This window comes from Paenibacillus sp. FSL R5-0517, assembly GCF_037974355.1.
In the GTDB taxonomy this organism is placed as follows: Bacteria; Bacillota; Bacilli; order Paenibacillales; family Paenibacillaceae; genus Paenibacillus.
Map to the genome: position 1 here is coordinate 90,916 of NZ_CP150235.1, position 22,985 is coordinate 113,900.

The window sequence follows — 22,985 nt, forward strand, 5'->3', positions numbered from 1 at the left end:
ATTTATATACAAATGAGTACTTGAGGTATAAAAAAAGCCTGAAAACGGAAACTTTGTATCCTAAATGGCTCAATAGAAATAAACGTCGGTTGATTTGTGCAGACATTTATAGGTTATATTTTTTTAACTTGTCCGCACGAGAAAAACAGTTGTATTCATCAGGCAATACACCTAATATAACCAAGTACTTTTCCTTGACAGTCTAAATATCGCTTTGCTAAGATGGCAATAATAAATTTTTCAGAAAACGTATTTTCGGCGTAAAATACAGCCTGGAATCTTCGGGTTTTGGACCGTAAAGCTGAGCAACCATAAGGAGGAACACTTGCGTGTGGGAAGATAAATTTGGTAAGGAAGGCCTCACCTTTGATGATGTATTGCTAGTGCCACGGAAATCCGAGACACTGCCTAAAGAAGTAGATGTATCTATTCGTTTAAGCGACACTGTGAAGTTAAATATTCCTTTGATTAGTGCAGGAATGGATACGGTAACTGAAGCGACTTTGGCTATTGCCATTGCACGTGAAGGCGGTATCGGTATCATTCATAAAAATATGTCTGTTGAACAACAGGCTGAAGAAGTAGATCGGGTTAAACGTTCAGAGAGTGGTGTAATTACGAATCCATTCTCACTCACAGCAGATCATCTGGTATCTGATGCTGAAGAAGTTATGGCGAAATATCGGATCTCCGGCGTACCCATTATTGAAGGAGATCAGAAGCTGGTTGGTATTTTGACCAACCGTGATTTGCGTTTTATCCATGATTACGGCATCAAAATCAGCGAAGTTATGACTCGTGAGAATCTGGTTACCGCTCCTGTAGGTACTACATTGCAAGAAGCTGAAGGTATCCTTCAGAAACATAAGATTGAGAAACTTCCATTAGTTGATGAGACGAACACGTTGAAAGGTCTTATCACTATTAAAGATATTGAGAAAGCCATTCAATTCCCTCATGCAGCCAAAGATGCTCAAGGTCGTTTGTTGGTTGGTGCAGCGATTGGTATCTCCAAGGACACCTTTGAACGTGCGGATGCTTTGGTACAAGCTGGTGTTGATTTGATTACGGTAGACTCGGCTCACGGACACCACATTAATATCATTGAAGCAGTACGTCAGCTTCGCGAACGTTTCCCTAGCCTGACCATCGTTGCAGGTAACGTGGCTACTGGTGAAGCTACTCGTGACCTGATTGAAGCAGGGGCTTCGGTAGTTAAAGTGGGTATTGGTCCAGGGTCGATTTGTACAACACGTGTAATTGCTGGTATTGGTGTACCTCAAGTAACGGCAGTGTACGATTGTGCAACAGTGGCACGTGAATATGGAGTTCCGATTATTGCGGACGGCGGAATTAAATATTCTGGTGAAATTACGAAGGCACTGGCTGCAGGTGCACACGCGGTTATGTTGGGAAGTTTGTTTGCCGGTACAGCGGAAAGCCCGGGGGAAACTGAAATTTTCCAAGGACGTAGCTACAAAGTTTATCGCGGTATGGGTTCAATGGCTGCGATGAAACAAGGTAGTAAAGATCGTTATTTCCAAGATGATGACAAGAAACTGGTTCCAGAAGGAATTGAGGGTCGCGTCGCTTACAAAGGTCCATTGTCTGATACGATTCACCAACTGATTGGTGGTCTGCGTTCCGGTATGGGTTACTGCGGTACAAGCAACCTGGAGCAGCTTCGGAACGATACTGGCTTTATTCGTATTACAGGTGCAGGCCTGCGTGAAAGTCATCCACATGATGTACAGATTACAAAAGAAGCACCTAACTACTCGTTGTAATCGGAAGAGAGTTAATCATTTCCAGGACAGGCTCGGTGATTTTCACCGGGTCTGTCTTTTTTTGCAGATACCCCTGTGATAGAATAGAACAAGCGGTGACGATCCATGGATGGATTAAGGCGTTGCGGCGGCTATTTGACGTGAATCTATGAATATGGTTATGAAAAGCAAATGCAGTACAAGAAAAGGTTGCCAGCCAAACAGAAGCGCGGACGTCCTTTTACATAAGCATTCGCAAAATGCGGACTAAGTGACAATCGATAACGAACTTTAGGAGCAATAATATTGCTCGTTCGATACAGCGCATATAGCACACATCTCACACATCAAACATGCAGGTTAGGGAACAAGAAAATCGCAGCATAAGCTGCACTGAAGCAATTAACAATGCTTTGGAACGAAGGGAGTATTCATCATTGAAAGCCAAACACATGAATAAGAAGAAACGCCAAATGCTCAAAAAGAGCGTAGCCTCGGTAATGCTAATTAACATGCTTTGCATGTCTGCAGTAATGCCAGTCATGGCTGCTGCGAACGACTCCGGGCAGGTCCTGACTGCTGCAGCAACAACAACGAAGACGGAGAAAGCTGTACAGGTACCTGGGGTAGACTCATTGGGACTTGAGGTTAGGTCAGCCGTTCTCATGGAGGCATCAACGGGGCAGATTTTGCTCAATGTCGATGCGGATAAAGCCATGCCACCTGCCAGTATGACCAAAATGATGACAGAGTACATTGTCGCTGAACAAGTTAAACAAGGTAAACTCGGCTGGGACGATATTGTAACTGTTAAAAAGAATGCTGCACAAAGTGTCGGATCACGTATTTTCCTTGCTGAAGGGGACCAACACACAGTTAAGGATCTCTATATTGCTATGGCTGTAGGGTCTGCTAATGATGCTACGGTCGCTTTGGCTGAACATGTTGCAGGTTCGGAAGAAGCTTTCGTGAAAATGATGAATGATGAAGCGAAGCGTATGGGCATGAAGGATACGTTCTTCATCAACTCATCCGGTCTCGATCGAGCAGATATGCCTGCCGATTTCCGCCCAGCTGAAGACAAGGAAACAGTCATGTCCGCACTGGATGCTGCAATTCTATGCAGATATATCATCATGGATCACCCAGACTACAAAGATTTTACAACCATTCAATCCTATAAGTTCCGTCCAAATGATAAAGCACCAATTATTAATTATAACTGGATGCTGGAAGCGAATAAAAATATAACCAACTTCAAAAGCTATGCCTATGAAGGTCTGGATGGAATGAAAACAGGCCATACCACGAACGCAGGTAATAACTTTACAGGTACAGCCGAACGTAACGGTATGCGTCTAATCAGTGTCGTGATGGGCACAGATTCGGAATCCGCACGTTTCAGAGAAACTAAAAAGGTATTGGACTTTGGATTTAACAACTTTGAAGTGAAGCAGGCTGTCGCAGGCAAGACCAAAGTGACGGGCTGGGAAGCTGTACCTTTGAAAAAAGGTAAAGAAACAACCGTTCCTGTCGTAACAGATAATGCGGTAAGTTTCGTTGTACCCAAAGGTACTCAGAACCTGGATGTGACGTTCAAAGCTAACGTAACTGAGGCTGACAAGCTGGTAGCACCAATCAAGGCAGGTACGAAGGTTGGTACAGTAACGTATACGTATAAAGCAGATGGAATTGAGCCTCAGGAAAAAACAGTGAACTTGATCACAGCCGAAGAGGCCGATAAAGGCGGATGGTTCCGCTTGTTCTTCCGAGCTGTTAAAGATTTCTTCGTCGATCTCTTTGATGGGATCAAAAACCTGTTCTAGTTTATAGGATACTTCTTGTAAAAGAGTATGATCGTGAACTGGATGATATGTGGTCATATCATTGCCAAAATACAAGTTATTCGACCGGATGGATTGTATATTTACAGTTTTTCCGGTAAAATATCAAGTTAGAATTCACGTATAATGAGGCGGAAAATTCCAAGGTTTTTTTACCTGGTGGAGTGGGTTAACTGCTCTATATAAGGTAATGAACGACACATACATTACGGGCCGAAGTGTCCAAGTATCTTGGAGCACCGATGAAGGGCATAGAGATATCCAAACTTGCACCTTCCGAGCGTATGCAAGATCGCGGCTGGTATGAGAAGGGGAATGTGCAAATGAAGATCGGCGTATTAGCGCTTCAAGGGGCTGTCACAGAGCATATACGGAGTATTGAACGCGCTGGAGCAGAAGGTGTTGCTATCAAACAGGTTCAGCAATTGCATGATCTGGATGGTCTTATCCTTCCTGGCGGGGAAAGTACAACGATTGGCAAACTGATGCGTAATTATGGGTTTATGGATGCCATTCGAGCGTTTGCTGCTGAGGGCAAACCGGTATTTGGTACCTGTGCTGGCTTAATCGTTATGGCTAAGCACATCACGGGACAGGAAGAGGCCCATTTGGAGTTAATGGATATGACTGTATCCCGAAATGCATTTGGACGGCAGAGAGAAAGTTTTGAAACAGACTTGCCGGTCAAAGGCATCGAGGAAACGGTGAGAGCTGTGTTTATCCGGGCTCCCTTGATTGAGCGTGTTGGAGAGCAGGTAGAGGTACTCTCTACTTACAATGATGAGATTGTTACAGCTCGTCAGGGACATTTGCTGGCTTGCTCGTATCATCCGGAGTTAACGGATGACTATCGTCTGCATGCTTATTTTGTAGACATGGCCAAGTCCTACAAACACGCGGTAGACCCTAAATAGTGTATGATGTACAACCTATGATCTCCCGGTCATCGGATCACTTCCCCAGCAGCCTTGTAAGGCCGCTGATTGGCAGTTGCATCTGAACGGATGCCTGATGTTGCCGTATCTGCTTCATAGCGGGAATCGCAGCGGAGGGTCGCACCGGGGACATAGGTTGTTTTTGTGGTTACAGATTCCGATAAGTATATAGTAAGGTATACACAGTAGATTTTTGAGAATCGATTTAACATAAGGCTTCACTTCGTGGGGTTATTTAGGAGGGGTATATCGTGCTTGATGTGAAAATATTGCGGAATGAGTATGCACGTGTAGAGGAAGCATTGACTAAACGTGGCAAATCGTTGGATCTTATCGCGGGATTTACCGAGATGGATACCAAACGGCGGGAATTGCTTCAAGAGAGTGAGACGCTCAAGAGCCGTCGGAATACGGTCTCTGCGGAAGTTGCTAGACTGAAGAAGAATCGTGAAAATGCGGATGATCTGATTGTGGAGATGCGCGAAGTCTCTGATCGAATCAAAGCCATGGACGAAGAAGTTCGGGAACTGGAAGTGAAGATCAATGATCTCACCATGGCGATTCCGAATATTCCTAACGAAAGTGTACCTGTTGGAGCTTCTGAAGACGACAATGTTGAGATTCGCCGCTGGGAAGAGCCAAAGTCATTTACTTTTGCACCAAAAGCCCACTGGGAAGTTGCTCAAGATCTCGATATCCTTGATTTTGAAGCAGCTGCCAAAGTAACAGGATCTCGGTTTACCTTTTATAAAGGGCTGGGTGCCCGTCTGGAACGTGCATTAATCAACTTTATGATGGATCTGCACAGCGATCAGCATGGATATGAAGAGATTCTGCCCCCATACATCGTTAATCGGGATAGCTTGTTTGGAACAGGCCAACTGCCTAAGTTTGAAGAAGATCTGTTCAAGTTGAAAGATACCGAATATTATCTGATCCCTACTGCTGAAGTTCCGGTAACGAACTATCATCGCGAAGAGATTCTGAATGTAGATCAATTGCCGAAGCACTTTGTGGCATACAGCTCATGTTTCCGTTCTGAAGCTGGTTCGGCTGGACGGGATACACGCGGATTGATTCGCCAGCATCAGTTTAACAAAGTAGAGCTGCTTAAGCTCTCTACTCCGGAGACTTCGTATGAAGAGTTGGAGCAAATGACTCAAAATGCGGAGCGTGTGCTTCAATTATTGGGATTGCCGTATCGCGTTCTGACACTGTGTACCGCGGATATGGGCTTCACATCAGCTAAAACGTATGATATTGAAGTATGGTTACCTGAGAGCAACACCTATCGTGAGATTTCCTCCTGCTCCAACTGTGAGGACTTCCAGGCACGCCGTGCCAATATCCGTTTCCGCAGAGATCCAAAAGCCAAACCGGAATTTGTGCATACATTGAACGGGTCAGGATTGGCCGTTGGACGGACGGTAGCCGCTATCCTGGAGAACTATCAACAGGAAGATGGTACGGTTGTTATCCCTGAAGCATTGCGACCTTATATGGGCGGAAAAAGTGTGATTGCACGTCGCTCTTAAGCGAGAGTTAACCATCCTTATCAAGAGGAATACAAATTCAATCCGTCATTTTGAATGACGGATTGAAGTGTTTTGTATCATAGAGACATTTGTCTGATACGGATCATAAATTTTAATAATAAAAAAGGTTGCATTATGTTGTCGAGATATGGTATGATACTTTTCGTGGCAAGTTTATAAAAGTTAATTCCCTGGAGAGGTACCGAAGCGGTCATAACGGGGCGGTCTTGAAAACCGTTAGGGGGCAACTCCACGTGGGTTCGAATCCCACCCTCTCCGCCATACTACACTTATAACAAGGATTCGAGCGATCTCGCTCGGGTCCTTTTTTGCGTTATGCGATTGTTTAACGGAGTGATGGTACGGGTTGGTGACCCGTGTATACGTTGCTCAGTACAACATTATATTTTGAGTACGTCTGATATGTATAAAAACATCTTCATCGCCGCACTTTATAGGAGTGGAGGTGGTAAGATGAATCGCGAGTTAAACATCGATCAGACAGAGCTTGTAGGGGCTTGGCAAGAGCGTTTGCCTCAAGTCTTGAATGTGGGTGATCAGGCTCAAGTAATGGCGGATGAGGCCGATCAGCAGGCCATTCGGATACACATTGCGACAGCAGGTCATGAGATGTATTCTTTTGATTTCAAATGTGAGTATGTGGATTCCCGTGAAGTCAGTGTCCAGCTGATTGATGTGGAACGGGATGGACGAACAACAGATGAGCGTACAGAGCCAATTCAGGAACTGGCCCACGATTATACAAGGCACATTCACGAATGCGCTCAGTCGTTACAATCCCAGACGCGACAATAGCTTGAAATCTCAAGGAGTGAACTCAATTGACTAAAGCCAAAGCGGGAGTAGACAAAAACCTGCAAAATGTAGTTGATGATCTGGAGCAGCCAGCCGTAAACAGTCACCATGCCCAGCAAATCCAGCAAGATATCAATGATCGCCGTCATCAGGATGCACTAAATCATGATAAAACGGAAGATAGGGACCCATCCCATTCCTAACATTGATGAGGGGGCAACATTATGAGCAAACCGAAAACAATTCCTGTACCGGAAGCGCAAGCTGCCGAACAGCATCATCATTCATCCAAACGTTCTTCCATGCAGGAGCCATTATCCGGTTCCAAAAAAGTAAAAAATCAAAATCATGTGGATCATTTGAATCCTCAAGGTTAACTTAGAAGAAGATTTAAGCAAAAGTCCCTTGTTACCTAACAGGGGGCTTTTGCGTATTCATACATATACAAAGACAGGCATATGGTTATTTCCAAACCTCACGTAGGTCTTTGTAGCCATTTTAAAGAGGAAAGATCACATTTTTCCCAAATTAGGTTTCAGTATCTGGTGATATGGTATATCATTGATATTGAATTACTTTTTTTGGGGTTATCACGAGAGGAGAGAAACAAATGACTAAACGTATGGGGGCGCTTCTTCTTACGTTGCTGTTGACCGTATCCATGGCCTTGACAGCATGTAGCAGCAAGCAGGAACCAAAAGAGGCATTGAAGACGGCTGCGGCCAATGCTTCCAAATTAACTTCGTATGAAATGAGTTCCAACTTCACTATTAATGAATTGAGCTATAAACCTGGGGATGCTTCACAGACTGATCCTACTATGACTCAGTTTATGAGCATGTTGAAGGATGCTCAGTTGAATGTAACAGGTGTATACCAAAGTGAGCCAATGCAGACAGAGATGACTCTTGGCATTGAACTTAAAGGCGATATGGGTATGACCTTTACCATTCCAATGGTGATGACTGCTGAGAAACTCTATGTGAAAGTGCCAAATATTCCGTTCTTCCCGATTCCAGAGAACGTTGTTGGCAAATTCCTGGAACTTGATCTGAAAGAACTGGCTGAGCAAGAGGGTACGGAATGGAACCCGGATGCTATGGACGCAGCCAAAACTCAAAAGCTGAGCAACGAAGTCATGGACGCAGTGCTGAGCGAATACGATCAAGCTAAATTCTTCAAAAACCTGGACACCAAAGATGCACAACTTCCTGAAGGTGTAGATGCGAAGCAGGTTGTACAATTCTCGGTGAATAATGACAATGTTAAAGAAGCCGTTACTGTACTGGTAACAAAAGCTATGCCTAAAGTGTTGGATATTCTGTCCAAAGAGGAATATCGTGAAATGCTGCAAATGGATCAGGCTGATATCGACAAAGCTAAAGAAGATTTGAAAATCACTGAAGCAGATCAGGCTGAAATGGCTAAAGACTTGGATAAATTGAAAGATGTTCTGACAATTAACCAATTCAACATCGACTTCGCATTGGACAAAAACGACTTCCCTGTATATCAGAAGATGGTCGCTGATGTGTTGATCAAGCCAGAAGATACGAAAGACGAAGTGAAACTGGCATTTACCGGTTCCAATACGTACACCAAGATTAACGAAAAAGCAGCATTCAAAATTAACATCCCTACGGGCGATGACGTAATTACTATGCAAGAGTTCGAAGAACTGATGAGCGCTTCATACGGATACTAATCTCGCTGAGTTCAAACCGTCTGTGATTCAAGTGAAGGATAATCTCCTTCTGCTTGGATTCAGGCGGTTTTTTTATGCTACATAGCGTAAGAGGGTATATCCACCGAATGATTGATCTTGGATTTTGAATGGTGGCTAAGGTTACATACCAATAAAACCGTACTCTCTCCTACATAAATAGGGTAGCACGGTTTTAAAGATTGAATGTGCATCATGTTGAATTGGGGATACAGACAGCTATGTGGTGGAGCTTCTAAATTAGTTAATCCGCAAGTCCATCCAAGTCTTCAGCAAGTACAGCATAGATCTGATGATCCTGATATTTGCCGTTGATCTTGAGGTATTTGCGAGCCGTACCTTCAAACTGGAACCCGTTCTTCTCCAATACGCGCTGCGAACCTTTGTTGGTAGGCAATACCGCAGCCTGGACCCGATTTAACTTCAGCGCACGGAAGCCGTAGGCTACGGCCAGTTTAACCGCTGCTGTCATTCGTCCGCCGCCCTGATAATCCGGATGGATAAAGTAACCCATATCAGCATAATTGGCAACGCCTAATACGACATTGTTAAGACTTACTTGTCCAATCAACAGGCTGTCTTTAATGGTATAGATTCCAAATTGGTAACCTGTACCTTCTTCTGCTGCATTGACCCGATCCTCGATTCGTTGAGTCTGAGCATCCAATGTATAGAAATCATCTTCTCGCAAGGGTTCTACGGACTGGTATGGGATTCGTGTGGTCTGAATCAGATCCAGATAGGATTGTGTATCTTGGGGTGTGAGCAACCGAAGGCTTATGCCATTGGCTGTGTCATATAGGGTTAACGCCATTACAGCACACTTCCTTTCCAATTGGGATGTTTGTAGTCGGTAATTATTTTAACTTTTGACGCAGACTTCTGAAAAATTGAGTTAGCATCGTGGAGCATTCGGGCTGAAGAATATCCGGGATCACTTCGGTTCGATGGTTAAATCGAGGCTCCTGTAGCAGGTTCATCAGTGTACCTGCACAGCCTGCCTTGGGATCAGCCGTACCAAAGATTACGCGGGGAACCCTGGATTGTACAATGGCGCCTGCACACATGGGACAAGGTTCCAGTGTGACGTACAGAGAACAATCCAACAAGCGCCAAGCTCCGATGGTCTCGCTTGCCTGACGAATAGCCACCATCTCTGCATGGGCGGTAGAATCCAGTGTCGTTTCTCGCAGATTGTACCCTCGGCCAACAATTTGGTTATTTTGTACAATTACAGCTCCAATCGGCACTTCCCCAAGGGCCTCGGCTTTGTATGCCTCAGCAATGGCCTCCCGCATCCAATGCTCATGTTGAGCTTCCTCGGATAATTGTGAAAGGTCGGGCTGGAGAGAATGGTCATTCATTACAATATAACTCCTTCCAAAAAGCATTTATTCAGCGAACAGGCATTCGGGTTGTTAACATGTTGTGTATAGAAATGTGGATAACCGTATAGTTGCTCACATAGTTATAAACAAACTATCCACAAGCCTGTGGGTATGTGGACAAATACAGTGATTAATTTCATTGTAGAGTTCAAAAATGCAAAAAACAACGAATTTCGAGCTTTTCCGTCATTCGGTAACTTTTGGTCACAGGTCAATTATCCTTTTCAAAAAGACATACAAGCGTTATGATGGAGATAGGTTTTGCCATATATCGCCAGAGGGTACAAGCCGAGAGGTGAACAAAAAAACTTGTCTATTAAAACGAAATTATCCATGATTATGTCCTGCTCAGTGCTCGTTATTTTAGTGTTGAATATCGCACTGAGTTATTATACTACAGAAGAGAATCTGAGGCAGGACAGTGAAACCAAGATGGTACTCACTGCAAAGCAGATTGCAATTGCTGTCGAACAGAATCAATACAGTTCAGATTATGTAAAAAGGCAGATTGGAAACAATCTGTGGCTTGCTGCTGTCATGGCAGCGGAAGAGTTGGACCCGGATATTAATAATATCACAAATGAAGAACTTGTTCGCTTGAGTCAAAAGGTCGGCGTTTCGCATATTTCATTGATGGAACAGACGGATGATGATATTGTGGTTAGCCGCTCATCAGATCCAAGAGAGATCGGGCTGTCCACCAAATCCATGACCTATTGGTATCAGGCGTTTAAACAATTATTTGAAAAACAACAGGTAACGATTCCTCAAGGGCAGAAGCTGGAGCATTTCTGGTCCGATGGTTTCGAGTATTCGACATCCAGTCCCTCGGATATTGATATCTGGGGTTACTACCATGATGGAAAGAGAAACTACATAATCAATCCCTTCTATAATAATACGGAAGTTGATGACTATGTGAAAATTTCTAGTCCGGATGAGATTTTGAATAAAATCCGTGAGGTCAATCCCTCCATTCTGGAGATTACAGGCATCAATCCATTGACTTTTGGCAGCCCGAACATGGGTGATGACGGAAGAGATTCGAATTTTAGCAAGTTGAATAACAGACCTATTCGGTTTGGCACGTATCAGTATGGATCTACCGATGAAGATCATCGTGCTGTTGTGCGCGCCATTCGGACAGGGCAGAATGTATCTTTTGTCAGTGAAACGCACGAACAGAAGGTGCTGAAGAGTTTTATCCCTATTTTCACACCTAATCAGTCTTCATATGTCATCAGTATTGTCATGGACTATAAGCAAATATCCTCCATGGTGTCTGAGCAACTGGTGAGCCATGCCTCAATATCGTTGGTGTTGCTGGAGATCGTGATCTTTGGTAGCTATCTGCTCGCAGGTTATATTACGCGTCCGATCCAATCCATACTGGGCAAAGTGAATGATGTAGCGGATGGACACTTTGACTTCCGTCTGAAAGTACGGAGGAAGGATGAACTCGGCCAACTGGCCAATCGGATTAATGCCATGATTCGTAATCTGGGCCATTATACGAGTCGTCTGAAACAGATGTATGAAGAAAATCGCGCGGTAAAAGAGCATCTGGAGTCCATTATCAATCAGACAGCCGATGCCATTCATATTACGGATCTTGAAGGGAAAGTGCTGCGGGTTAACCGGGCATTTGAACAATTATATGGCTTTCGAAGTCGCGAGGTGGAAGGTCGTAATCTGAAAATCATCCCGCCAGAGGCAGAGGAAGAAATGAAACGTCAGCATGCCCAACTCGTTGAGGGAATGTCTATTACGTCCAATGAAACCACCTGGATGAAGAAAGATGGGACTCGTGTAGAAGTCAGTGTCAGTACGGCTCCAGTACGAGACGAAGCTGGGGAGATTACCGCACTCATTAGTGTCTCCAGAGACATTACAAGCCGTAATCGGATGGAAGAGCTGCTCAGACGCTCTGAGAAGCTAACAACCGTGGGCCAGCTTGCGGCAGGTGTCGCGCATGAAATACGTAATCCACTCACCACGTTGCGCGGATTCCTACAGTTACAGCAAGAGAGCAACAAGCTGAATCATCGTCATCTGGATCTGATGTTATCGGAGCTGGATCGCATCAACCTGATTGTTGGTGAATTCCTGATTTTGGCCAAACCGCAGGCAGTTCATTTTCAGAATCGGGATATTCGTTTTATTCTCGGCGATGTCATCTCGTTACTGGATAGTCAGGCGCACCTGCATGGTGTAGAATTTGTACTGCGTGCCTCATCCGATTCGGCTATGGTACACTGTGAAGAGAACCAGTTGAAGCAGGTATTCATCAATTTGCTGAAAAACGGTATGGAGGCCATGCCAAATGGAGGAAACATCCACATTAAGCTCAAGCATGACGAGCAGTCGAAGCGCGTCAGAATTGAGATCAGGGATGAAGGCATTGGTATCCCGGAAGAGATGATGCCTAAGCTTGGGGAGCCTTTCTTTACGAATAAGGAGTCCGGGACGGGGCTTGGTCTGATGGTCAGTCAGCGAATTATTCAATCACATAAGGGCATGATGGATATTAAAAGCGTCATGAACAAGGGAACAACGGTTATTATTGAACTGCCTGCATCCGAGCAACAACCAGAGGTTATTCAGGCAGATCAGGTAACGGATGAACCAATTACAGATGAAGAGAAATAGATGAGGTGAGATTACCTTTTGCGTATTAATAAATTTATTAGTGAAACAGGTTATTGCTCCCGGCGTGAAGCCGACAAGTTGGTGGATCGTGGGCTGGTAACCATTAATGGAGTTAAGGCTGAACTGGGCAGTCAGGCAGAAGAAGGCGACGATGTACGCATCAATGGCAAGCCGATCAATGAAAAGAGAAAACATGTATATATTGCGCTGAATAAACCGATTGGAATCACAAGTACTACTGAGCAGCATATTCAGGGGAACATTGTTGATTTTGTCGGACACGATGAACGTATCTTTCCAATTGGACGTCTGGATAAAGACTCGGAAGGTTTGATTCTGATGACCAATGACGGAGATATCGTTAACCGGATTCTTAGAGCAGAAGGACGCCATGAGAAAGAGTATATCGTCACTGTTGATCGAACGGTCACGCCGAGTTTCCTTAGAGGTATGAGCACCGGAGTTAAGATTTTGGGTGAAATGACACTGCCTTGTACCGTGACCCGGATGACGGATCGGGTATTCCGTATTATCCTGACCGAAGGAAAGAACCGTCAAATTCGGCGGATGTGTAGTGCCTTTGGCTACGAGGTTCGTAAGCTGAAGCGGATTCGGATCATGAACATCCATCTTGGAGAAATGGCAACCGGTTCTTGGAGAGAGCTCACTGCTGCTGAAAAAGCGGAGCTGGGCGGTCTGCTGGACTATTCACTGGAATAGTCGATTCGACTTTCTTCGACCCAATAAGAGCAATAATTATTGAAGAAAATATAAAAGCAAAAGACCGCTCCCTATCGTTAGATGGAGAACGGTCTTTTTGGTCATTGGCGGCCTAGTGGCCTTTAATTTCCTCCGCCAACGGCTTTTACATTGGTATTGTTACTTTGATACTTCCGAATGATAGAAACCTCTACACGGCGATTCTGTGCCCGTCCGGCATTGGTGTCATTACTGGCAACCGGGTGATACTCTCCATAACCACTTGGTGTGAATTTGGAAGGGTCCAATTGTGTGTTCAGCAACAGGATTTTCAGGAAGTTAAGCGCACGGTCTGCACTCAGATCCCAGTTATCCTTATATTGGTTGTTCGAAATGGGAATATTATCGGTATGACCGGATACAACCACTTCGTATTCAGGAAATTCTTGCAGCATGCTTGAAATGGCTTTGGCCAGGGATCGTGATTCAGGCTTCACATCTGCTCGGCCTGAGGAGAACAGGGCGTTATCACTGATGGTGATTTTCAATTCAGACTGATTCAGCTTGGTGTTCAGCTGGTCCGAAAGGCCGTTCTTCGAGATATACTGGTCAAGCCGTTTCTTGAGCTTCTCCAGATCTTCCTGCTCTTTTTGAGCCATTTGTGCATCCGTAATCTGAGCTGGTGTTTTTTTAGTGATTTCTGTAGGTTCCTGTTTGTTCTTACCCAAGTCAACACCTGGCGTATCCGGATTCATGGACGTATGATCCAGAATACCAGAGCCTCCATTCAATGCACTACTTAGTGCGGAAGCCATCTGCTCGAACTTGGCCGCATCGAGTGAACTCATGGAGAACAACGTGATAAACAGGGCAAGCAACAAGGTCATCAAGTCAGAATAGGGAAGCAACCAGCTCTCGTCTATATGTTCTTCATGTGGTTCGTGCTTTTTAGCCTTTTTCACCTGATGATCCCTCCTTCTCTTCCAGTTGTTTGCGTTCGGAAGGTGTCAGGAATACAGATAACTTTTGATTGATGGCAATGGTGGATACACCAGATTGTATGGATAACAACCCTTCAACCATCATCAGCTTGATCTCCATTTCTTGCTTGGACATCCGCTTCAGTTTGTTAGACATCGGGTGCCATAACACGTAACCACTAAATATACCAAGGAGTGTTGCGATAAATGCTGCCGCAATCGCATGGGAGAGTTTCTCCATGTCACTAAGATCGGCAAGTGCTGCGATGAGACCTACAACGGCCCCGAGAACCCCGAGCGTTGGCGCGTACATCCCCGCCTGGGCGAAGATCAAGGCACCGCCGCGGTGGCGCTCCTCTGTAGCATGAATATCTTCCATCAGTACATCACTTACAAATTCCTGATCGTTGCCGTCGATAATCATACGCATACCGCCACGAAGGAACTGATCGTCAATCTCTTCTACTTTTGATTCCAGTGCAAGCAAACCTTCACGACGGGTAGTGGAAGCCCAATCCATAAACGTGCCGATCAGAGACACTCGATCAATAAGTACTTGATTTTTGAAAATAATCGCGAAAAGCTTAGGAATTTTCTTAACTTCTGACATAGGAAATGCAATAAAAATGGTTCCTGCCGTACCAACAAAGATAATAACGTAGGCTGCCGGATTGTTAACCAGGTTGATTAAGGGCGCACCCTTCAGGAACATACCGAGTACAAGGGAGACCAGCCCAAAAACTAGTCCAATAATCGTTGAAATGTTCATCATACACCTCATCCATGAGATAAAATTGAATCCTTTCAAGCGGCTGTATTCGGGCTTCCGGACGAATTTTTGGCCGCAATCCGTTCAATGTTAGGCATTCCTTGCGGTTGCTAAAACAGTTCAAACGGTCATATATAGTATTTATCGACCAGAAGGCCTTTTTTTTTAAGGGCTATTTTCAGGTATAATAAGATCAAATCCGCTCCTTAGGGGCCGAATAGGAGTGAAAAGCCAATGGGCGTAAAGCATGGACGGGATTATGAAGGAATTTTGACAGATCTGACAACGGCAATTGGACGCATACCGGATCGGTATGTTTTCTTTGAAATGGACGCGGAAGAGTGGGAGAGACTCGCTGCACCTGAGCAACTTGAAGTGGATGAGGCGTTGGCGGAAGATTTGTTCTATGCACTGGGCGAAGAGTCTGTGATTCCGGTTGGAAGTGGCGTGGTCATCCATGATAAGGAACAGCACCGCATTCATATTCTGATCGGGGAAGAAGAGTTAACATTTGTACCTTTAATCTAGTGTATATACATGCATTTTAAGGTGTATGAATGGAACTGGAATTTTCCACAAAGCCTTATGGTTAGTGGTTCTACGCCATATAAGTTGATTGGATTTTGAAGCTTGTCCGTGGTAAGATGTTACTCGTGAAATGGGCTGATCGCATGGCGATGAGCCTGGCCTTTGAGGTTGCTGACGATAGCACCGAAGGTGTTGGTGGTTATACGGACGCACGTCTGTAATGTACCATCCTATGGGGAGGAAGATAACGCATGGTTTTTTCGCAAGAGGAAGTCGAAGCTCATCTGGGAAGGCTGGAAGGCTGGGAACTGGAAGAGGGACGGTGGATTGTACGCAAATTTGTGTTCTCCAACTACATGAAAGGGATTGCATTTGTGGATGAGGTCGCTGCGATCTCGGAAGCGTTCAATCATCATCCTTTTATTACGATTGACTATACAACGGTTACGCTGCGTCTCACGTCATGGGATGCGGGCGGTATTACATCTGTAGATATTAAGGAAGCAGGGCAGTACAACGAAGCTTATGACAAAATGAGGTCGGAATAACGAAGTTGGTTATTATCGCGCGGCCGGAAGTGAGTGAACCCATACATGTCAGACTATAATCAGGAACAACCTCTTATTGCTGTCGTAGGCAGTCTCAATATGGATCTCGTGGTGAAGACAGATACGATTCCGGAAGAGGGAGAGACAGTGAGCGGTGAGGAACTCCACTATCTCGCTGGCGGCAAAGGTGCAAATCAAGCTGTCGCTGCTGCGCGTCTGGGTGGACAGACCACAATGATTGGTGCGGTGGGATCGGATAGTTTTGGCGAACGTCTGCTGCACAGTCTGACGGAAAGTGGTGCAGATGTCTCGCAGGTTCGCAGATTGGAAGACACGGTTACAGGGACAGCTTCCATCTGGCTCTCTCGAGGAGACAATCGGATTATCGTTATTCCTGGTGCGAACGGGCAAGTAGTGCCTGAGATGCTGGAAGAAGCGGATACGGTAAAAAGCCTGACTGCAGCCGCAGCGGTGCTGCTACAGCTGGAGATCCCGCTGCCAGCGGTTACCCGCGCCGCCCAACTGGCGGCTGAAGGCAGCGCACTGGTGGTGCTCAACCCGGCTCCCGCGGTGCCGGGTCTGCCCCAGGAGCTCCTGCGGTGCGTCGACGTTGTCACGCCGAACCGCAGTGAGCTTGCCGTGCTGACCGGCCGGGATCATCTCCGGCCGGAAGACCTGGATGCGGCGGTCGCAGAGCTCGCCGCATCCCTCGGGGCGGCTGTCGTCACGACGCTTGGCCCCGAGGGGGCTGTGTACGCGGCGGCGCCTGGTGGCCGCGTACAGGCAGGGCGTGCCGGCGCATGCCGTGCGCCCGGCTACGCCGTAAGCGCCGTCGATACGACCGGCGCTGGCGATTGCTTCAACGGCGCGTTGGCGGTAGCCCTCGCGCGCGGTGAGACGTTGGACGCGGCCGTAGGCTTCGCCATGGGTGCGGCCGCGTTATCCGTGACGAAGCTCGGCGCCCAGTCCGGGATGCCGTCCGCACGTGAAGTGGAGGCCTTTCTGGCCGAGCATGCGGCAGATGCCTAATCAATAGCATAACAAAGAGGCTCTTATTCTCCCAAAAGGGGATTAAGGGCCTCTTTGTTATGCGCGTGCAGAGATTATTTCTTCTCTGACAGCCACATGGCGATATTAGCAATCTCTTCATCCTGCAGTTTGCCCTTGAAGGAAGGCATGCCGCCACCTTTACCTTTGACAATCGTAGTGTAGATCTTCTCCAGATCATCCTGGCTGCCGATGTTTGCTAGAGCAGGTCCTACACCACCCTGAAGCTGATCCCCGTGACAGGAGATACAATTGGCTTTGACCAGTGCTTCAGCCTGTCCGGCATCCAATGTGACTTCCGGCATGGTTGGCTTGGCTTCTTCAGCCACTTCTTCTTTCCCTGGAAGCGTAAACATTAAAACAATAGCTAAAGCGCATGCTGCAAAAAATACTCCGCTCATGATCCATTTGTGCATCCCTTATGTCCCCTCCAGAATGAAAGATCATCTAACCTGAAACTATCCATATCATTATAACGGAACCTGTACTGACATCATAGCATTTTGTGGGAAATTTTTGAACTAATCACATAACAAGGCGCAAATTTGGTTGTTTTGCAATGGATTTTAATCACGAGGCCCTTCATAAACCATACAGTGAAAGGGCTTCAAGCCGCTTGGGGTCTGTCGTTCGTATGTATCCTGGGTGACAAATCCACTCTTTAGATAGACTTGAATGGCACGAGCATTCCAAGTGAGCACTTCCAGATCAATCTCATTCGTGGGATTTCGGCGAATAGCTTCCTGTACAATGGCCGTGACAAAGGCTGTCCCTTGACCCTGTCCGCAAAGCTCTGGATGCATCCCGAGGCCAATCCGGGTTACCCCTTGAAGTGGGAAGTATTGAGCAAATCCACATATACGATCATTCTGATCCAGGACGATCGCATATTGCTCCTGCCGCAGTTGTGCATCTCCGAATTCCACTTCCAGCGCTTTCATCTGCTCCCAGGGGAGCCAGCTATAGATATTGTAAGGCGGATCATACTGCCAACTGCAGATGAGCTCCGCATGTTCTTCTTGCATCGGTACAACATGAAACGTCACAGGGGCTTCCTTCATACGTCTGCATGCTCCTTTCCTTGACACAGAACTCTTAGTTCACTCTACAAAAGAGATATTGATTTGGCAAGTTTCCCTTTACCAGAAAAATATGAAACAAAAGTTCCGGTAATTCCGTTTATATTATAACAGGGTGGGTAAAAACATCATAAGGGCACGGACGAACGAGGACAAAATGAGCCTGTTGATGTTGCAGGATAGCCCCGAGCGTAACTTGCAATATGAATCAGGATGGAAGCACAAAAAAACCGCCGGATACATTCCTGCGGAGAATGTACCGGGCGGTTCTGTTATGCTTCTTGCTTCGTTACAGTATGGTTCATGGTTACAGTATCATGTTGCTCAGCTTGTCCCTAGTCAAGGGCCAGTGATTCATACGCGTCCGTGCTCATAATCCGTTTAGCGCCAACATAACGATTGGCCCAATAGCTTTCACTCAATGCACTGATCGTAACGCCTTTGGAAGAAGAAGAGTGTGCGAACTTTCCATCCCCTACAAAGATTCCTACATGGGATACGCCTTTACCTGTAGTATTAAAGAATACCAGATCGCCAGCTCTCATTTCCATGCGGGATACGGAATCGCCCATGTCGAATTGGGAACTGGATTGGCGTGCCAAATCAATACCCAATTTGTCGAATACATACCGTGTAAATCCGGAGCAGTCAAAGCCGTTAAGCGTTGTTCCCCCACTTTTGTATGTAGTTCCCATTGCTGAATCAATTACTTTATCCATTTTTGAATCTGCGAATGCGCTACCTGCACCAAGCGATAATGCGAATGTGATGCTAAGTACAGCTGCGGTTAATTTCTTCTTGAACAAGAGATATTCCCCTTCCAACGCCTGCGAGGTTAGCTTAAGGATTCGGTTGAAGGTCCCCTATGATCCCTCTGTAGCAAGATCAATTCACCCATAACTGGTTCCCCCGCTTCCCAGGTGCCAGGAATTTGGCTATGCTAGTTATGCACCTGCGAAATCAAGAAATGACGATTTAATTTTAAGTAGTTACAAATATGAATGTAAAGATTACAAAGTTGTTACTAAAAACTCACTGCGATTATTGTAACAGAGGAGTACGTCTTTGGCAACGTTTAGCAACAAAATTAGCAAAAAAAACCTCGACCTTTGACGGGGAAAGGTTGAGGTTTGCCTATTTATAAGTACATAGCAAGCCATGAGTTTAACATGTGATGGTAACAATTTTTAAACTAAATGCTCTCACCTTTGGATACTTTGGACTGCCACAATCGGAAATGGCTGCATATTTTCCACAGACTCAATAGACATCTGGCAAGTGGATACGTCTGCTGTAGTATAAGTCCGGTAAGTCCCGTTAATAACCATGAGGCTGAAGTGAATGCCCCAAAGACGAGTAAGTGGACTCCGCCCAGCAGGAGAGCAATGCCGATAACGGCGATGAGATGACGCAGTGCAATCCAGAGTGCTTTGAGGGTGCCGTGAGCCCCGCCTTCTCCTTCTGGTGCCGACACACCGAACTGCATGTAGAGCATGACATGGTGGATGACCCATCCATATACAATCCAGGCAGCAACATAAGGTATACCAGGCAAAAGTAATTGAAGGGAATGAAATCCGTCCATGAGGATCGAGTAGAGCTTCGGTATGAGCCAGTAGGCGGGCAGAAGTATCAATAATGTACGTATGGTGTGCAGCAGCAGCATCGGTTTCCACAGTTTTTTGATTCCACGGACGAATGGGATGCGCTCTTCTGTAGAATTAAAGTGCTGAAGTGAGTAGAGCAGTCCTGCCTGAATAAGGGGGCTGATCAACATGCGAACCAGCAGCATGCCCCCCAGAATCCATAGATAACGATGAACCTCCGGATGGGTAGATAGGTTAAGTTGGCTTTCCATTTTGAACAAAAGTGTACTCAGTTCCCCGGCATCAGAATCTGGATAGCGCAGGAGGAGTGGGATGACTGCCGATTGTACCATTCGATAGAAGAAATATCCCCAAATGAGTTGATAAAGAAATAAGAGTGCCGCAATGAACATATGCTGACGGACGAGAAACCAGCCTTCACGTATTTTCGCTTTCACCGTATCCACCTCACCATGACAGACCTCCGAATATGGCTTCTATTAGTTTGGTTACACTCATGCTCCAGCGGGACTTCGTCTGCTCATCCAGTCCGGATTTTAGGAAATTGTTCATATGGCGGTTCTCCAGCACGATCGTGTACAGGGGATCGGTCATGGCCCAAGCTACGGGGGATGTGTGCGTTAATTTATAGGTAATTCGATCTTCTATGCCATCCCATTGCTTGGTGAGGGTATGTCCGTCTTCAAAAGCAATGCGAACAGGAACGGCGTTGTAATCACTGCCTTTTTTGACAATCGTCACGGATGACTCGTACCATGTTTGACCGTCTTTCTGTACAGGCGTAACACGAATCTTCTCTACAGCAAAGTCAGCCATTCCATTACCGTAGACGTATTGGTCAAAATAATCAGACCAGGACGTGCGGGTCACTTGTTCCACAACGTTCTGAAAATCTGCCGAAGTGGGATGTTTGAAGCGGTACTTCTTCACATAGGTAGAGAGAATGCGTTCCATCTTTTTTGTGCCGACTTGATGTTCAATACCAAGCAATACAAGCTTGCCACGTGTGTAGACATTGGCTGCATACTCATTCTGTGAATCGAACTTCCAGGATTCTTGTGTTAAGGATGAAGGAGACGTAATCAGGCCCGATTGTACCGGCAGATTCGGAATCAATCCGTATTCCTGCTCCATCAATTTGTCTTCTGCATAAGAGGTGAACCCCTCATCCAGCCAGGCTTCCTCGAATTCGTTGCTGGCAACCATGCCGTAGAAGTACTGGTGTCCGATCTCGTGGACTACGGTACGTTCCAGGTCATAACCTGGAGTAGTGTCATCGGCTCCAAAGGCCGTTACCAGCGTAGGGTATTCCATACCTCCAGCACCGTTCCCCGCTTTGGGTGGAACAACGATGGATAAGGTAGCATAAGGATACGGGCCAAACCATTTGCTATAATTGGATAGAGCGGCCTTCGCGGCGTAGAAATAACGTTCCTTCAGATCCTGATGAGCAGGATCTAAATATAATTTGATTCGTACACCAGGCACATTGGGTGCAGAGAAGGGTTCCTCGGCGTAGACAAAATTCGGTGAAGCTGCCCAGGCGAAATCATGCACATCATCGGCATAGAATTGATAGACTTTTTCTCCGTTCTTCACCACGGCTTGTTGTGTCGGAAATCCGGTAGCGGCAACTTTGTATGTTTCAGGCACCCGAATACGCACACTATATATACCGAAGTCGGCGTAAAACTCTGAATTGCCATGGTATTGGTGCAGATTCCAGCCTTCCGTTGTCCGTCCGCGCCTGCCCACAGGTTCATAGGCACTTAATTTAGGAAACCATTGACCTGCCATGACAAAATCATCAGCAGTTCCCATCCGGGCAAAAATCTTTGGCAGATTCACTTGGAATCGGGTGTGGAGTGTAATGCTTTCTCCGCCTTTGACGGGTTTGGGTAAGCGTACTTTAATGAGGGTGGTGTCCTTGATATTTCCGTCATCTGGTTGCACATACTGCATCCGGTGCAGCAGAGAGAGCCCGTCCTCCGTTTTCATTTCGGTAATATTCATGGAGCCATAACCGTTGGTAGGCATGACATCACCCCGAAGCTTTCCACCGGATTCCTTCATAAAGGTGGTGTCAGCAGAAGAGAAGGCGTTGGGATACATATGAAAGTAAAGCTCGTTGACGGTTTTTTTACCTGGATGTGTCCAGGTAATCGTCTGAGTCCCTTCCAGTACGTTCCCTTCGACCAGTTTTACATCCATGTGATATTCCACAACACGGTTGCTGTACACTTCGGCAGTAGGGGTCTGTACACTTTCTGGAGGTGCTGGGGTTGGGGCTTTTGCCTTAGGCTTGCCCGATTCCGGGGCAAGTGTTGGCAATCCGGAATGAGTTGAGTGAGTATAACCCAGAGTGATCCATATCCCTCCGGCCAGCACACACAGGGCCAGGGATGCGGTGAGCCAGCTCTTGGCGCGTCGTGGAATCATCGATAAATACCTCCCGTTGACAAGCATCTACAGCATGTATATGTTTGCAATGGGCCGATTATTAGTTAAAATATTTGTATCAACCCTTGGAGGCTATAAACATGGACCAAAACGAGCAAAACGGCAAAAAGCAGATTGCCTTGAATATCGTTAGTGCAAAGAGCAAGCATAAAGGCTTCGGTGCAGGCTCCATTGATCTGAATAACCTATCTCCGGTCATTATTGACAATGGCGAAGCCAAAATTGATATTGGTGCGATGCATGCGAAGAGTAAAGTGGAGCGCAATATCAAGTTCTCGACGAATCGTGAAGATGTGCCCAACGGACGCCAAGTATGGCTGGTGTGGGTAGCTGTGGATCGCACGGAAGAGGGACAGCTGTATGGTGGAGCAACGGCATGTGAGATGTGGATCGATACAGAAGCGAGACGCGGATGGAAACTGCTGGCTGAACATGTGAATCGCATGGATTATGCCATGAAGCGCCGTTTCATGCTGGATGAGCTGGGGCCGGAAGATCGGGCTGCACTCAAGAAGCTGTTGATCTCACACAACGAAGAATGGTGGAATGCTTCTCCGGATGAATTGAAAGAAGCACTCGCTTAAGGCAAATCAATTCAACACCGTATAAAAT

The 22,985-nt window shown here is 46.1% G+C and carries 24 protein-coding genes, 1 tRNA gene and 1 riboswitch; of the genes, 16 read left to right on the forward strand and 9 right to left on the reverse strand.

Going from position 1 to position 22,985, the window contains the following annotated elements:
* Nucleotides 1-329 precede the first annotated feature (329 nt).
* From guaB to MKX40_RS00465, 9 genes are all read left to right on the forward strand, one after another.
* Nucleotides 330-1,787 carry an IMP dehydrogenase gene (guaB, locus tag MKX40_RS00425; RefSeq protein WP_339238958.1) on the forward strand — a complete coding sequence of 486 codons (1,458 nt, stop codon included), beginning with the start codon at nt 330-332 and terminating at the stop codon, nt 1,785-1,787.
* A gap of 416 nt (nt 1,788-2,203) precedes the next feature.
* Nucleotides 2,204-3,592, forward strand: a complete 1,389-nt coding sequence (locus tag MKX40_RS00430) for a D-alanyl-D-alanine carboxypeptidase family protein (protein WP_339238959.1) — start codon at nt 2,204-2,206, stop codon at nt 3,590-3,592.
* Between the two features lie 341 nt (nt 3,593-3,933).
* On the forward strand, nt 3,934-4,524 hold the full coding sequence (pdxT, locus tag MKX40_RS00435) for a pyridoxal 5'-phosphate synthase glutaminase subunit PdxT (protein WP_339242858.1): 591 nt from the start codon (nt 3,934-3,936) through the stop codon (nt 4,522-4,524).
* A 272-nt stretch (nt 4,525-4,796) separates the two neighbouring features.
* On the forward strand, nt 4,797-6,080 hold the full coding sequence (gene serS, locus MKX40_RS00440; protein WP_339238960.1) for a serine--tRNA ligase: 1,284 nt from the start codon (nt 4,797-4,799) through the stop codon (nt 6,078-6,080).
* A gap of 193 nt (nt 6,081-6,273) precedes the next feature.
* Nucleotides 6,274-6,362: transfer RNA gene (locus MKX40_RS00445), tRNA-Ser, on the forward strand.
* Nucleotides 6,363-6,554: 192 nt separating this feature from the next.
* The gene (locus MKX40_RS00450) at nt 6,555-6,896 is read left to right on the forward strand and encodes a hypothetical protein (protein ID WP_253428947.1); all 342 of its coding nucleotides are present in this window, start codon (nt 6,555-6,557) and stop codon (nt 6,894-6,896) included.
* Nucleotides 6,897-6,922: 26 nt separating this feature from the next.
* A complete protein-coding gene (locus tag MKX40_RS00455; protein ID WP_017691325.1) occupies nt 6,923-7,099 on the forward strand; it encodes a hypothetical protein in 177 nt (58 codons plus the stop codon).
* A 21-nt stretch (nt 7,100-7,120) separates the two neighbouring features.
* Nucleotides 7,121-7,273 carry a small acid-soluble spore protein P gene (locus tag MKX40_RS00460; RefSeq protein ID WP_253428949.1) on the forward strand — a complete coding sequence of 51 codons (153 nt, stop codon included), beginning with the start codon at nt 7,121-7,123 and terminating at the stop codon, nt 7,271-7,273.
* 233 nt (nt 7,274-7,506) lie between these two features.
* The gene (locus tag MKX40_RS00465; protein ID WP_253428951.1) at nt 7,507-8,601 is read left to right on the forward strand and encodes a hypothetical protein; all 1,095 of its coding nucleotides are present in this window, start codon (nt 7,507-7,509) and stop codon (nt 8,599-8,601) included.
* A gap of 262 nt (nt 8,602-8,863) precedes the next feature.
* Here the strand turns inward: MKX40_RS00465 and MKX40_RS00470 are convergent, their stop codons facing one another.
* Nucleotides 8,864-9,433, reverse strand: a complete 570-nt coding sequence (locus MKX40_RS00470) for a GNAT family protein (RefSeq protein WP_339238962.1) — start codon at nt 9,431-9,433, stop codon at nt 8,864-8,866.
* Nucleotides 9,434-9,476: 43 nt separating this feature from the next.
* A complete protein-coding gene (gene tadA, locus MKX40_RS00475) occupies nt 9,477-9,983 on the reverse strand; it encodes a tRNA adenosine(34) deaminase TadA (protein ID WP_339238963.1) in 507 nt (168 codons plus the stop codon).
* Nucleotides 9,984-10,316: 333 nt separating this feature from the next.
* Here tadA and MKX40_RS00480 point away from each other — a divergent pair, with 333 nt between their 5' ends.
* Entirely contained in the window at nt 10,317-12,656 is a 2,340-nt protein-coding gene (locus tag MKX40_RS00480) for an ATP-binding protein (protein ID WP_339238964.1), read from the forward strand.
* An 18-nt stretch (nt 12,657-12,674) separates the two neighbouring features.
* Complete coding sequence (locus MKX40_RS00485) at nt 12,675-13,376, forward strand: pseudouridine synthase (protein WP_339238966.1); 702 nt, start codon at nt 12,675-12,677, stop codon at nt 13,374-13,376.
* Nucleotides 13,377-13,498: 122 nt separating this feature from the next.
* On the opposite strand, the gene motB is transcribed toward MKX40_RS00485, so the two are convergent.
* Together motB and motA are read right to left on the reverse strand one after the other, a co-directional pair.
* A complete protein-coding gene (motB, locus tag MKX40_RS00490; RefSeq protein ID WP_339238967.1) occupies nt 13,499-14,317 on the reverse strand; it encodes a flagellar motor protein MotB in 819 nt (272 codons plus the stop codon).
* The gene (gene motA / locus MKX40_RS00495; RefSeq protein WP_339242860.1) at nt 14,304-15,104 is read right to left on the reverse strand and encodes a flagellar motor stator protein MotA; all 801 of its coding nucleotides are present in this window, start codon (nt 15,102-15,104) and stop codon (nt 14,304-14,306) included. The genes motB and motA overlap by 14 nt, the downstream gene beginning before the upstream one ends.
* Nucleotides 15,105-15,338: 234 nt before the next feature.
* Between motA and MKX40_RS00500 the strand changes: the two genes are divergently transcribed.
* The 4 genes from MKX40_RS00500 (at nt 15,339) to rbsK (ending at nt 17,209) form a co-directional block, all read left to right on the forward strand.
* Nucleotides 15,339-15,632: a hypothetical protein gene (locus MKX40_RS00500; RefSeq protein ID WP_253428962.1), complete on the forward strand. Its 294-nt coding sequence runs from the start codon at nt 15,339-15,341 to the stop codon at nt 15,630-15,632.
* 95 nt (nt 15,633-15,727) lie between these two features.
* Nucleotides 15,728-15,853 (forward strand): hypothetical protein, encoded by a 126-nt coding sequence (locus MKX40_RS00505; protein ID WP_339238970.1) that lies wholly within the window; start codon nt 15,728-15,730, stop codon nt 15,851-15,853.
* Nucleotides 15,854-15,883: 30 nt separating this feature from the next.
* Nucleotides 15,884-16,180 (forward strand): 4a-hydroxytetrahydrobiopterin dehydratase, encoded by a 297-nt coding sequence (locus MKX40_RS00510; RefSeq protein WP_062838136.1) that lies wholly within the window; start codon nt 15,884-15,886, stop codon nt 16,178-16,180.
* Between the two features lie 45 nt (nt 16,181-16,225).
* Nucleotides 16,226-17,209 carry a ribokinase gene (gene rbsK / locus MKX40_RS00515; RefSeq protein ID WP_339238971.1) on the forward strand — a complete coding sequence of 328 codons (984 nt, stop codon included), beginning with the start codon at nt 16,226-16,228 and terminating at the stop codon, nt 17,207-17,209.
* Between the two features lie 74 nt (nt 17,210-17,283).
* Here the strand turns inward: rbsK and MKX40_RS00520 are convergent, their stop codons facing one another.
* The 5 genes from MKX40_RS00520 to MKX40_RS00540 form a co-directional block, all read right to left on the reverse strand.
* Nucleotides 17,284-17,643, reverse strand: a complete 360-nt coding sequence (locus MKX40_RS00520) for a cytochrome c (protein WP_278297432.1) — start codon at nt 17,641-17,643, stop codon at nt 17,284-17,286.
* Nucleotides 17,644-17,793: 150 nt separating this feature from the next.
* On the reverse strand, nt 17,794-18,288 hold the full coding sequence (locus MKX40_RS00525; RefSeq protein ID WP_339238972.1) for a GNAT family protein: 495 nt from the start codon (nt 18,286-18,288) through the stop codon (nt 17,794-17,796).
* Nucleotides 18,289-18,641: 353 nt separating this feature from the next.
* Nucleotides 18,642-19,076: a C40 family peptidase gene (locus MKX40_RS00530; protein ID WP_339242862.1), complete on the reverse strand. Its 435-nt coding sequence runs from the start codon at nt 19,074-19,076 to the stop codon at nt 18,642-18,644.
* A gap of 39 nt (nt 19,077-19,115) precedes the next feature.
* A riboswitch (cyclic di-AMP (ydaO/yuaA leader) is annotated at nt 19,116-19,253 on the reverse strand.
* Between the two features lie 245 nt (nt 19,254-19,498).
* Nucleotides 19,499-20,350: a hypothetical protein gene (locus MKX40_RS00535; RefSeq protein WP_339238973.1), complete on the reverse strand. Its 852-nt coding sequence runs from the start codon at nt 20,348-20,350 to the stop codon at nt 19,499-19,501.
* A 10-nt stretch (nt 20,351-20,360) separates the two neighbouring features.
* Complete coding sequence (locus MKX40_RS00540; RefSeq protein ID WP_339238974.1) at nt 20,361-22,352, reverse strand: M1 family metallopeptidase; 1,992 nt, start codon at nt 22,350-22,352, stop codon at nt 20,361-20,363.
* Between the two features lie 101 nt (nt 22,353-22,453).
* Here MKX40_RS00540 and MKX40_RS00545 point away from each other — a divergent pair, with 101 nt between their 5' ends.
* Nucleotides 22,454-22,957 (forward strand): YwhD family protein, encoded by a 504-nt coding sequence (locus MKX40_RS00545; protein WP_253428974.1) that lies wholly within the window; start codon nt 22,454-22,456, stop codon nt 22,955-22,957.
* Nucleotides 22,958-22,985 lie beyond the last annotated feature (28 nt).